Here is a 12,562-nt window from a genome sequence, read left to right on the forward strand (position 1 = left end):
ACGCACTCGCATGGACTGCATCGCATGAGCATCAACCTGAAAACGCTGATCGGAAAGCTCGACGACACCTGCCGGCTGGCGGCCGAGCGCGCCGCCAACCTGTGCATGGCGCGCGGCAACTACGAGGTCGACCTCGAGCATCTGTTCCTGGCCCTGCTCGAGCAGCCGCAGTGCGATTTCGCCCTGATCGCGCAGCGCAGCGGCATCACCCTGGAGTCGCTGCAGCGCGATCTGGAGGGCGAGATCGCCCGCTTCCGCAACGGCAACACGCGCACGCCGGTGTTCTCGCCGCACCTGCCGACGCTGTTCGAGCACGCCTGGTTGATCGCATCGCTCGACTCGCAGACCTCGCGCATCCGCAGCGGTCACCTGCTGCTGGCGTTGCTGACCGAGCCGGACCTGGCGCAGCTGGCCTACCGCGGTTCGGCCAAGTTCGCCCAGATCAAGAAGGACGCGCTCAAGCACGACTTCGCCAAGCTCACCGCCGGCTCGCAGGAGGCCGGCGATGGCGTGCGCTTCGCCGACGCCCAGGCCGATGCCGCGGACGCAGGCGGCGATGCCGTGACCGCGGCCGACGCCGCCCGCAGCGGCCTGTCGAAGACGCCGGCGCTCGACCAGTTCACCACCAACCTCACCCAGCGCGCGCGCGACGGCCACCTCGACCCGGTGATCGGCCGCGAGTCCGAGATCCGCCAGGTCGTCGACATCCTGCTGCGGCGCCGGCAGAACAACCCGATCCTCACCGGCGAGGCCGGCGTCGGCAAGACCGCGGTGGTCGAAGGACTTGCGTTGCGCATCGCCGCCGGCGACGTGCCGCAGGTGCTGCAGGGCGTGGAGCTGCACACCCTCGACATGGGGTTGCTGCAGGCCGGCGCCAGCGTCAAGGGCGAGTTCGAGAACCGCCTCAAGAACGTGATCGACGAGGTCAAGAAGAGTCCGCACCCGATCATCCTGTTCATCGACGAGGCGCACACCATGATCGGCGCCGGCGGCCAGGCCGGCCAGAGCGACGCCGCCAACCTGCTCAAGCCGGCGCTCGCGCGCGGCGAGCTGCGCACGATCGCGGCGACCACCTGGAGCGAGTACAAGAAGTACTTCGAGAAGGACGCGGCGCTGGCGCGTCGCTTCCAGGTGGTCAAGGTCGAGGAGCCCAGCGAGGTCATCGCCGCGGCGATGCTGCGCGGCATCGTGCCGTTGATGGAGAAGCACTTCGGCATCCGCGTGCTCGACGAGGCGATCACCGAGGCCGTGCGCCTGTCGCACCGCTACATCAGCGGCCGCCAGCTGCCGGACAAGGCGGTCGGCGTGCTCGACACCGCCTGCGCCAAGGTCGCGTTGGGGCAGAGCGCGACGCCGGCGATCATCGAGGACACCTGCAAGCACCTCGACCGCCTCGAGGCCGAGTTGAATGCGCTCGACCGCGAACGCGCCGGCGGCGCCGTGCACGACGCGCGCCTGGCCGAGCTGCGTGAGCAGCAGGCGCAGGCGCGGCAGGTGCTGGCCGACAACGAGGCGCGCCTGCGCGCCGAGAGCGAGCTGGCGCAGCGGGTGCAAACCTTGCGCGCGCAGCTCGAGGCCGGCATTGCGGCCGCGCCCGCCGTCGAAGCACCGGCTGACGACAGCGACGGCGATGTGGCCGTCGTTACCAAGGCGGCGAAAGCCAAGGCCGGCAAGCCAGGCAAGGCCGTCCGGGCCGCGGCCGTCGACCCCCGCCAGGTCGAGCTGCAGACCTTGATTGCCGAGTTGCGCGCGCTGCAGGGTGAAACCCCGATGGTGCCGTTGCAGGTTGACGGCACCGTCGTCGCCGAGATCGTCAGCGCGTGGACCGGCGTGCCGCTGGGGCGCATGGTCAAGGACGAGATCCGCGTCGTGCGCAACCTCAGCCCGATGCTGGGCGAGCGGGTGATCGGGCAGGATCACGCGCTCGATGCGGTCGCGCAGCGCGTGCGCACCGCCTCGGCGAAGCTCGAGGACCCCAACAAGCCGCGCGGCGTGTTCCTGTTCGTCGGCCCGTCCGGCGTCGGCAAGACCGAAACCGCGCTGGCGCTGGCCGACATCCTCTACGGCGGCGAGCGCAAGTTGATCACCATCAACATGAGCGAGTACCAGGAGGCGCACAGCGTGTCCGGCCTCAAGGGCTCGCCGCCGGGCTACGTCGGTTACGGCGAGGGCGGCGTGCTGACCGAAGCGGTGCGGCGCAACCCGTATTCGGTGGTGCTGCTGGACGAGGTCGAGAAGGCCCACCCGGACGTGCTGGAGATGTTCTTCCAGGTGTTCGACAAGGGCACGATGGACGACGCCGAAGGCCGCGAGATCGACTTCCGCAACACGCTCATCATCCTGACCAGCAACATCGGCTCGTCGCAGATCATGCAGGTCGCGCTCAACAAACCCGCGGAAGAGATCCCCGCGGCCGACGCGCTGGCCGAGGCGTTGCGGCCGGTGCTGATGAAGTCGTTCAAGCCGGCCTTCCTGGGCCGGCTCAAGGTGGTGCCGTACTACCCGATCTCCGACGACGTGCTCGCGCAGATCATCGCGCTCAAGTTGCGCCGCATCCGCGACCGCATCAAGGCCAACCACAAGGCCGTGTTCGAGTGGGACGAGAGCCTGGTCGAAGGCGTGCTGGCGCGCTGCACCGAGGTCGACTCGGGCGCGCGCAACGTCGACCACATCCTCAACGGCACCCTGCTGCCGGAGATCGCCGAGTCGGTGCTGGCGCGAATGGCCGAGGGCGGGGCGATCGAGAAGATCCGGATTGGCGCCGACAAGAAGGGCGCGTTCAAGTACAAGATCAGCTGATGGCGGCCGCGGCGGTGTCACGGCGGCGGCGGGAGGGCGGTATGATCGCGCAGGCAGGGAGCGGTCGGGTCGGTACACGGTGCCGCTCCGGACACGAAGGGAAGACGGCCGCGCAGGAGCGCGGCGCGGCGGTGCCGATCGGGCCGCACGCGCACGGGCCGCAGGCACGATAAGGAGGCGCAAGCCATGGATGTCCTCGCCACGGTACAGGCGGCACTGGTCGGTGGTCCCCAGCAGCACAACCGGCTGATGCGGTTGCACACCCCGTTGGGGCCGGAAGTCCTCGTCGCGGAAACGCTCGACGGCGTCGAGGCACTGGCGCCGTCGCCCGGCGCCGGCGCGGGTTTCCGCCTGCAACTCACCGCGTTGTCGGTCGACGCCCACATCGATCTGGCCGAACTGCTCGGCCAGCCGGTGCTGCTGGAGCTGCTCACCGCCGAATCGGCGCACGAGCGGCGGCCGTTCCACGGCCATGTCAGCGCGTTCGAGCGGCTCGGCAGCAACGGCGGCCTGGCGCGCTACCGCCTGGTGATCGAGCCGTGGCTGGCCTTCACCCGCCAGCGCCTGGACAGCTACGTGTTCCAGGACCTGAGCGTGGTCGAGATCGTCGAGTCGGTGTTCGCCGATTACGCCCCGAAGGAAGTCCCCTTTTGGGACGCTGGCCAAGGCAAGCTGGTGCCGGTCTGGCGCTGGGACCTGGCCGACCGCGCGGTCTACCGCAAGCGCAGCCTGACCACGCAGTACGAGGAAAGTGACTTCGCTTTCGTCGAGCGCCTGCTCGCCGAGGAAGGCATCCACTACCACTTCGAGCACCACGGCGACGCCGGCAGCGACAGCCTCGGCGCGCACACGCTGGTGCTGGCCGATCACAACGACGCGTTTGCCGGGCTTGGCACGGTCCGCTTCCACCGCAGCGATGTCACCGAGCGCGAGGACAGCATCCAGCACTGGAGCACGGCCCGGCGCTGGCAGACCACGCGCCTGCAGCGGGCGAGCTGGGACTACCGCAGCCTCGACCTGCGCCCGACCGGTGCCGACGGCGTCCAGCACGGCGACGTGGCGACCGAAGATGTCGACATCGCCGGCCCCTACGCCTGGCCCGACCGTGCCACCGGCGAGCGCTACGCGCGCCAGCAGCTGGAGGCGTTGCAGGTCACCAGCGACACCGTACGCGGTGCCGGTAGCTGGCGCCGTCTGCGCCCGGGTGGCCGTTTCACCCTGAGCCAGCACGACCACTACCGCGACCCGGACGCGGCGCAGTTCCATTGCCTGCGCCTGCACCACCGCGCCCGCAACAACCTCGGCGCGCAGATCCAGGCCGAGATCGAGCAGTTGCTCGGCCGAGTCGACCTGACCTCGCCGGAATTACCGACGGCCCTGGCCGGTTTCGAAGTGGCCACGACCACAGCCGGTGGCCAGGCCCCGGCCGAACTCGCCGACGGCGACGCCGAGGCCGGCTTTTACCGCAACGGCTTCGATGCCCTGCCTGCGGCGGTGCCGTACCGCGCCCGTACGCTCGACGGCCACGGCCTGCGCCTGCACCCCAAGCCGAACGTGCACGGCACCCAGACCGCCATCGTCGTCAGCGACGGCGCGCCGCTGCAGACCGACCGCGACCACCGCATCAAGGTGCAGTTCGCCTGGCAGCGCGGCGCCGACGCCAGCAACCGCCTCGCGCACCCGGCCGGCGACGACAACGCACCGGGTCAGGCCCAGGCCTGGACCTGGGTGCGCGTGGCCGGTCCCTGGGCCGGCGACAACTGGGGCAGCGTGCTGATTCCGCGCAAGGGCCAGGAAGTGCTGGTCGCCTTTCTCGAGGGCGACATCGACCGGCCGGTGGTGATCGGCGCGCTCTACAACGGCCGCGGCCAGGATGATGCCGCGCACAACCAGGTCGGCGGCGGCGCGGCCGGCGCCACCGGCAACGCCGCGGCCTGGTTCGAGGGCAACGCGCATCCATCGGTGTTCACCGGCTTCAAGACGCAGATGCTCGCCGACAGCCAGGGTGGCAGCGGCGGCTACCAGCAGCTGCGCCTGGACGACACGCCCGGTCAGGGCCGCGCCCAGGCCAGCACCACCCAGCACGACAGCACGTTGACGCTGGGCCACCTCAAGGGCGGCAAGGACAATGTGCGCGGCAACGAGCGCGGCTTTGGTACCGAGCTGAGCACGCAAGCCGGCGGCGCGTTGCGTGCCGGTGCCGGCCTGCTGCTCAGCACCGAGCCGGGCCCGCAGCAATTGAGTGCCGGCGGCGCACAGGCACAGCTGACGCAGAGCGAGCAACTGCTGCAAAGCCTGCAGGACGCCGCCAAGGTGCAGACCGCGACCCTGCCGGAAGAAACCGCAACGCTGCCGGCGCAACAGGCCCTCAAGACCGTGCAGGAAACACTGGCGGCCACGCAAAGCGGCAGCGCCCCCGGCGACGGCATCGGCGGTGGCGACGGCGAGGCCCCGGGCTGGTCGGCACCGATGCTGGTCGCCAGCAGTCCCGCCGGCGTGGTCAGCGTCACCCCGGCCGATCAGGTCTGGGTATCGGGTACGCAGACCGTGCTCAGCGCCGACCGTGACCTCAACTGGCTCAGTCAGGGCGAGACGGTGATGAGCGTGGCCGGCGGCGTGGCGCTCTACACCCAGGGCAGCCCGGCGCCGAGCGGCAAACCCAACCAGGAAACCGGCATCGCCCTGCACGCCGCGCAAGGCCCGGTCAGCGCCCGCGCCCACGGCAACCTCGTCCGCGTCGCCGCCAGGACCAGCGTGACGATCGCGAGCACGCAGGCCGATATCAACGTGGCCGCCAGCAAGCACGTGCTGGCGACCGCGGCGGGTGCGTACCTGAAGTTGGAAGGCGGCAACATCGAATTGGGCGCGCCGGGGACGATCGAGTTCAAGGCGAGCAGGAAGGAGTGGACCGGGCCGAAGAGTGCCAGTGTCGAAGCTCCGACTTTAGCGAAGGGCGACGCAAAGCTGTGCGAATTCAAGACGCGCGGCGCGGACGCAGGTGGCGATGCCGTCGTGCCCGTCGGAGTTTGATGTGAACGCGTTGTATCACCGTTCGCTGGAGGAGCACGCTTTCGCGGTTGTCAATCCGCTCCAGGTTCCTCCGGCACAGTGGCGCGACTTGCCGCACCGACCCTTGGTCCCCAAGACGTTGGCGGCACAACCACATCTGTTGCCGATACTGGTCGACCTTGGGCAAATGGATGCGACGTCCAGGGTCGGATTGCTGGAGCGGTCCGAGCGGTGGGACCGCGGTTATGACGAGCCGTTTTTCTCGGCGCTGCTGACCACCGATGCCACCGACAGTCAGGTGGCGCAGCATCTGACCCGACAGATGATGGTGCGCGGACCGGCAGGTGGTGAAAACCTGCTGCGCTTGTTCGATCCGCGCGTGTTCCGGCATTTACGTTGGCTGCTGACCCCGATGCAACTGGATGCATTGCTGGGCCCGATCGATGCCTGGACATGGCGCGATCAACATCAATCCTGGAAACAGCAGTTGCGCACCACACGGGTGACGATGCACTGGCGTCCCAGTGGCGTGCAATGGGACAGCCTGGCGCGACTGGGCCTACTCAATCGAGTCCTCAAGCAACTCGGTCGCGTCGAGCCGGCGCTGGTCTGTGATGACGACCTGGCCCAGCGCGCCGATCGGTTATTGCGCGAGTCTTGGGAGGTTCAAGGACTCGTGGACGAAGCCGACCGCCGCATCTTCGCTGAGCAAGCATTGCGTTTTCACGCCGACATCCATCGCCACCCCCAACTTGCACAGCGCCTGGCACAGGCACGTGCCGGAGAGTGCAGTTACGTGGGCGCCTGCAGCGACCTGGATGACACCTCGATGCGCGGGCTTGCCCGGCAGACAGCCCAAGACACGACAAGGACGATCGCATGAACGACCCCGCCGCTACCAAATGCCCGTTTTGCGACAAGGTCGGTCTGCCGATTCTGCCGGTGCGTTATGCAATCGCGTACAACGATGACAAGCGCGTCAAGCAGAAGGCGCCGAAATTGCAGGCCCCATTCGGCCAGGGCGTGGACAATATTCCCTTGCCTTCCAAGCAGGCCCAGTACACCTTGCGTCTGCTGCGTCCGGGGTATTTGTACGTGTTCAACGAGAAGCGCGGAGAGTGGTCGGCTTATGTCGTCACCGAGGCTGGCTTTCTGTATCAGTTCGATGTGCACGCCAAATCGCCGCCGGCCTCGGACAGTATCGAGTTCAGCTGCTCGCGCACGGGCGACGAGCAGATCGCCCGTTGCATCACCATCCCGGATGCCAGCAGTGCCGGCAAAGTGTGGCTGGGATACACGGACACGGCCTGGACGCCGAACCAGCTGCAAAAGCACCGCACGCAGGGCTATCGCGAAAAGCACATGCGTTGCATCGATGTCAGCGCCTCCACGCAGCAGCCACACACTGCGGAAATCGCAAAGATCCAGGAGCTGGTCAGCGAATTCGTGTTCAAGCGGCCGGAGAAATACGCTCCCGAGAAACAGCCGTGGGAATTCGACCACCTCAAGGTAGTAGCCCCTTCGACGGGTCAATCCTTGCCCTCCGGGCCATGGTCGACGGAGTACCTGCGCGCGCACAGCCAGGCTCAGCAACCGGGTGCCGCGACGCAAGGGCCGCCGCAGAGCACGGTTCTGGATGAAGTCATCGTTACCAACTGCCCGGCTTTCGACTTCTCGCTGCATGATTTCAAGCGGTTCGGTCAGGACGCCAAGGCCCTCATCGATTGGGCCGAACAGGCCGCAGCGCCGACGTCCAAGAAGCCCCTGGTAACGGCCTTGCTCGACCCGGCGGGCCTGGCAATGGAACTGGCCAGCCTCATGTCCGACCTGTTGGCAGGGGTCATGCGTAATCCCGCCCATGAACGGCCATTGGCCGTATCCAGCGCAATCAGCAGCCTTGAGCAGGCGATCAAGAACCAAGCCGAATTCAAGGCGATTCGCGACGCACAGATCAGCGCGCACAACGCCATGGATGTTGGTTACATGACCGGGGGTGACGGTGCTGCCGCAGCCCGCGGCGGCCAGGCGCTTGCAGATTATTTTTTCCCCGACCAGGCCAAGAAAAGAAAAGATACAGAAGAATGGCTGGCCCAGATAACGCCGCAGCAACTGAACGAGGCCGCCGACGAGGAATGGGAGGGCTACGCCAAGAAATTCCGCGCTCCCGACCTCCAAGCATGGCGCAGCCGATATCACGGTGAGCTCAAGCAGCTCGACCAGGATGCAATCATCCCCCTGGCCCATGCTCATAAGACCTGGATGCTGAGCAACGAGCTGCTCGAGCATTTCGACTGCAACCACGACGACACGGACGCGCATTCCGGACAGGGCTTCGTCGATACATTGACGCTCTGCATCCAGGACACGCAACACAACACCATCAGCTTCAAGCTCTACTCGGCATGGCTGAACGCCACCGAGATCAAACGTGACAATCTGGTGCTGCGTGCGCTGGCCTACAACCAGCAGAGCGTGCTACAGCAACTCAATCAGGCAGCGAAGGGTGGTCTCGACCCGAGTTTCCTGAAAGGCTTGCCGTGGGACGGGTTGATCACCGGTTACGACAAGGCGATCGAAGCCCTGGCAGCAGGCGGCACCAATGCGGTGGTCCGGTTCACGAGCGCCTTGGGCGGCCCGTTGATGAAGCTGATCGACACCGCGGCCGATCGCGTTGCGGGGCCGGCCTTGATTGCCACAGGTCTGGTGTCCAAGGCGCCGGTGATTGCGGTCGAGTGGGATGGCTACAAGTACGAGGCGATCAAGGAACTGGTCAGCCGCATGAAGGCAGTCAACCCCAACGTGGGCAGCGTGCGGGATGTGGAACGCGCCATCGACCTGGAGATGCGTCGCGCCAACATCCGCGGTGTGCCGCTGAACGCCAAGGGACGGTTCCGTTACCTGATCCTTGCCGACAAGCAGGTGGTGGCCGACTTCCCGCAAAGCTTGCCCAACGCCACCCCACGCAAACTGGCCGAGGCCAGTATCTTGAGCCAGGCCGAATATCAGCAGAAAACGCAGTTGCGCTGGAAGAAACTGATGCCAGCCAATGTGCGCCTGGGAGTGGTGGCCGGGCTGTTCCAGACAGTGGCGCTGACCAAGCTGGCCAAGGACGTGGACCAGGGCATGCAGCATGAGCGTAAAGAGAACCAGTGGCGCTTCACCGCCGGAACACTTGCACTGGCGGGCACGTTGGCCGAAATGACCGGCAACTGGATGGAGAGTGCGTCAGGTGCGGGGAATCGTAGTGCGGTGTATTTGAACAAGCTGATGGGAAAGTTCGTTCGGTTCGCAGGCAAGGCGCTCGGACTTGTGGCTGGGGCGATCATGGCGGTTTGGGATGGGATGCGAGCAGGCCAAGAATGGCGAGAAGGCAACGAAGGTGTTGCGGTCCTCTATGCTCTATCTGCGTTCGCAGGTATCGGCGCGGTCGTGGCCTTCTCGACATGGGGTGGCGCTTTGCTGGGTGCTGCTGCTACGGGCGTAGGTCTCATTCTGGTCGCGGTGGCTATTCTGATTGCTGTGCTGATCGAGGTATTCAAGGATGACAAGTTGCAGGACTGGATCGAGCGTTGCTATTTCGGCAAGTTCGATGCGTCGGACCGGTATCGTGATGCGGAAGTCGAAATGAAAGAGCTCAAGATAGCGATGGAAGGTTGATCACATGGACTATGCGGGTCTGGATGTACGCAACATTCGCTACCCCATCAACAGACCGCTCACGGAAGAAGAGCGAGAGAACGAATTCTCACGAGCAACGAGACTGGACATCGAGCCAAACAACTACCTGTCGATCATCAAGTGCAACAGCACCTTCATGGAGTTGGTGGATCGCTGGTATTCCATAAAGGGATTCAATGTATGGCTCGGAGCCATGACAGGGGCGATCCTTCTATGGCTGGTGTCGCTTGTAATGTGGGCCATGCTTTTCGATACCGGGAAACTCGATCCCGACGAATGGTGGGTGCCCTGGGTGGGGTGGGGGGTACTGATTCCGATGGGGCTTTTCTTTTTGTCCGGTTCGGTGTGGCTGGTCCGATCCGAATGCTTCCGCTGGACCCACTACCCCATGCGCCTGAACCGCAAGACCCGACAGGTGCATGTGTTCCGGCAGGATGGCACGGTGCTGACCACGCCTTGGGATGACCTGTTCATCGTGTTGGCCAACTCCACCACGCCACCGATCGGCAAGACCTTCGATTTGCGTGCGCACGTGCTGGCCGAGGATCGCCAGACGGTGCTGGAGAGTTTCAGTCTGGGCTATGTGTTAACCGGCGACGAAGACTCCACTCGCAAGCTGTGGGAGTTCATTCGTCGCTACATGGAAGAACCTGATGGCGTCGGGCAAGCCTTCGAACAGCTCGGCCCCCTGGATCCCTGCCTGCCGCTGGACGGACGCAAGGAAGGGTGGGGTTGGGGTATCTTTCGCACGCTCGCAACAAGTATCCACTGGCCATTGCTGCAACTGGTGTCCTCCCTGGTCTTCTCCTGGGTCGCCCTTGGACGCGGTGTGGCCATGATCACGAGCAAGCAGCCGCAATGGCCGGCAGAAGTCGAGGCCGCCAATGCGGTCGAGCCGAACGACCCGTATCAGCGGAACTGGCGCGGCAATCCGCCGCTGACCGCGTGGCAGAAATACTGGACCGCATTCTGCTTCGTGGCCGGCATCATCGGCTCCAGCTGGATCCTGTGGTGGGTCATACGAAGCGCCAGCGAATAATGTGAATCACCCAAGCATTGGAGTAGGGGTTAGTCATGCGAACGTACGCAGCTTGCTTCACTCTCGCGCTTTGCTTTTCTCTATTTGCCGCGGCAAGTTGCAGCGGCGCCGCTTCGCAGTCAGGCGCGAAAACGACCGCTCCGGCTGTTGTATCGGCAACGCCGCCATCGGCACCTGATTCCGCCGGTGTCTCCTCCGTGGCTAGTGCGCTGGCGACCGTCAGTGCGGGCGAAGCGCCGAAATGCGATGGTGCGTTGCAAGCACTGACATCCTGCGCCACGGCGAAGGTTTGCGATGAGGACATCAGCACATACTTGCCGGCGACGAGCCGAAGTGCGTTGATAGCCTTGGAAAAAGAGTCCGGCTACTCCGAAGAGAATTTCGACCGTTTCTGCCTCAGCGCTTGCCAGGCACGCGAAGTCAAGGTCGATAGCTCTGCGTTCGCTCGTGATGTATGCAGCTCCGACGGCAGTGTTGCTTCCGAGCCGCCCGCTGGCTCGACGAGTGCCGCACCTGCCGTAGAATCCAGCCGCTAGTCTTTCGCCTACCGGCGGCAAGCGTGCTCGGCGCGCGCGACAGGTTGGCGTGCGGCCTGCCCCATGGTGGCTGTTTGCAACGGGGGTTGAGGCATTCCCGCGCAGCGAAACCCATCAGTAGGAGGGCGGCCCGCCGCCTTTGGCAATCTCCAGGGGCGAAGGTTGGGTCCGGCTGCATGAGGCTGCGATAATCCAGCCCTTTCCAGATCCTGGCCTGCGCCCGTCGCCGGCCAGTTCGCCCGGACGTCCGATGACTTCAAGCGCTTTCCCCGACTACCCCTTCACCCCGCAGCGCTTCGAGGTCCGCCCTGGCATCGCCATGAGCTACCTCGATGAGGGCCCACGCGAGGGTGAGGTGGTGGTGATGCTGCACGGCAATCCGTCGTGGAGCTATTACTGGCGCAAGCTGGTGCTGGGGTTGCGTGACCCTGCTTCAGGCAAGGCGTACCGCTGCATCGTGCCCGACCACGTCGGCATGGGGCTGTCGGACAAGCCGGACGACGCGGCGGCGGCCCAGCCCCGTTACCGCTACACCCTGCAGTCGCGCATCGACGACGTGGAGGCGTTGTTGACCCATCTCGGCATCGCCGGTCCGGTGACGCTGGCGGTGCACGATTGGGGCGGCGGCATCGGCTTCGGCTGGGGACTCAAGCACTCCGACCAGATCAAGCGGCTGGTGATCCTCAACACCGGGGCGTTCCCGTTGCCGGCGGCGAAGCCGTTGCCGAAAAGCCTGCGGCTGGGGCGCGACTCGGCGCTGGGCACGGGCCTGATCCGCGGCCTCAACGCCTTTGCCGCGGTCGCCGCGCGCGTTGGCGTGGTCAAGCCGATGCCGGCCGACGTGCGCCGTGCCTACCTGGCGCCGTACGACTCCTGGGCCGACCGCATCGCCACCTCGCGCTTCGTCCAGGACATTCCGCTGGGCGATGGCGATGCTGCCTGGCCGCTGGTGCAGGCGATGGCACGCAAGCTGCCCGAGTACGCCGATCGACCGGCGTTCATCGCCTGGGGGCTGCGCGATTTCGTGTTCGACCGGCATTTCCTCCAGGGCTTCTCCGAGGCGCTGCCGCAGGCGCAGGTGCACGCGTTCGAGGACGCCGGGCATTACGTGCTCGAGGACAAGGCGGCGCTGCTGGTGCCGGCGATCCGCCAGTTCCTCGACACGCATCCGCTGTCTTTGTAGGAGCGGCTTCAGCCGCGAAGCACAATGACGACGTGGCGTGGGATCGCGGCTGAAGCCGCTCCTGCGGGCGGTACGAGGTCACTGGAATCTGCACATGACTGATCCCTGCAACATCGCCGCCTCACTGCCGAGGCTTGCGGCCGCGAATCCCGAACGCATCGCGATGCGTTGCCCGGGGTCGCGCGGCGCCGATGGCCTGGCGCGCTTTGATGTGACATTGAGCGGTAATCCCCCCACTTTTAGCAGTCGCCAAAAGTGGAGCTAAGCGGCCATCGCCAGCTTCATCGCCGGGGTGATGCCGCCGAGCGCCATGTTGGG

At 65.8% G+C, this 12,562-nt stretch carries 7 protein-coding genes; 6 read left to right on the forward strand and 1 reads right to left on the reverse strand.

The features are described 5' to 3' along the window. The first annotated feature begins 24 nt into the window (after positions 1 to 24). The 5 genes from tssH (at position 25) to ACFOLC_RS15625 (ending at position 10,525) form a co-directional block, all read left to right on the forward strand. Positions 25 to 2,799, forward strand: coding sequence for a type VI secretion system ATPase TssH (gene tssH / locus ACFOLC_RS15605; protein WP_386760189.1), 2,775 nt, complete (start codon positions 25 to 27; stop codon positions 2,797 to 2,799). Positions 2,800 to 2,985: 186 nt separating this feature from the next. Continuing rightward, on the forward strand, positions 2,986 to 5,829 hold the full coding sequence (locus ACFOLC_RS15610) for a type VI secretion system Vgr family protein (protein WP_386760190.1): 2,844 nt from the start codon (positions 2,986 to 2,988) through the stop codon (positions 5,827 to 5,829). A gap of 1 nt (position 5,830) precedes the next feature. After that, positions 5,831 to 6,691: a DUF4123 domain-containing protein gene (locus ACFOLC_RS15615; protein WP_386760191.1), complete on the forward strand. Its 861-nt coding sequence runs from the start codon at positions 5,831 to 5,833 to the stop codon at positions 6,689 to 6,691. Further along, on the forward strand, positions 6,688 to 9,465 hold the full coding sequence (locus ACFOLC_RS15620; RefSeq protein WP_386760192.1) for a T6SS effector BTH_I2691 family protein: 2,778 nt from the start codon (positions 6,688 to 6,690) through the stop codon (positions 9,463 to 9,465). The genes ACFOLC_RS15615 and ACFOLC_RS15620 overlap by 4 nt, the downstream gene beginning before the upstream one ends. Positions 9,466 to 9,469: 4 nt before the next feature. After that, positions 9,470 to 10,525: a DUF6708 domain-containing protein gene (locus ACFOLC_RS15625; RefSeq protein WP_386760193.1), complete on the forward strand. Its 1,056-nt coding sequence runs from the start codon at positions 9,470 to 9,472 to the stop codon at positions 10,523 to 10,525. Here ACFOLC_RS15625 and ACFOLC_RS15630 read toward each other — a convergent pair. After that, positions 10,503 to 10,829, reverse strand: coding sequence for a hypothetical protein (locus ACFOLC_RS15630; protein WP_386760194.1), 327 nt, complete (start codon positions 10,827 to 10,829; stop codon positions 10,503 to 10,505). The two genes, ACFOLC_RS15625 and ACFOLC_RS15630, sit on opposite strands and share 23 nt — an antisense overlap. 482 nt (positions 10,830 to 11,311) lie before the next feature. Between ACFOLC_RS15630 and ACFOLC_RS15635 the strand changes: the two genes are divergently transcribed. Beyond that, on the forward strand, positions 11,312 to 12,244 hold the full coding sequence (locus ACFOLC_RS15635) for an alpha/beta fold hydrolase (protein WP_386760195.1): 933 nt from the start codon (positions 11,312 to 11,314) through the stop codon (positions 12,242 to 12,244). The last annotated feature ends 318 nt before the right edge of the window (positions 12,245 to 12,562 follow it).

Source organism: Lysobacter cavernae (assembly GCF_042648505.1).
In the GTDB taxonomy this organism is placed as follows: Bacteria; Pseudomonadota; Gammaproteobacteria; order Xanthomonadales; family Xanthomonadaceae; genus Lysobacter_L; species Lysobacter_L cavernae.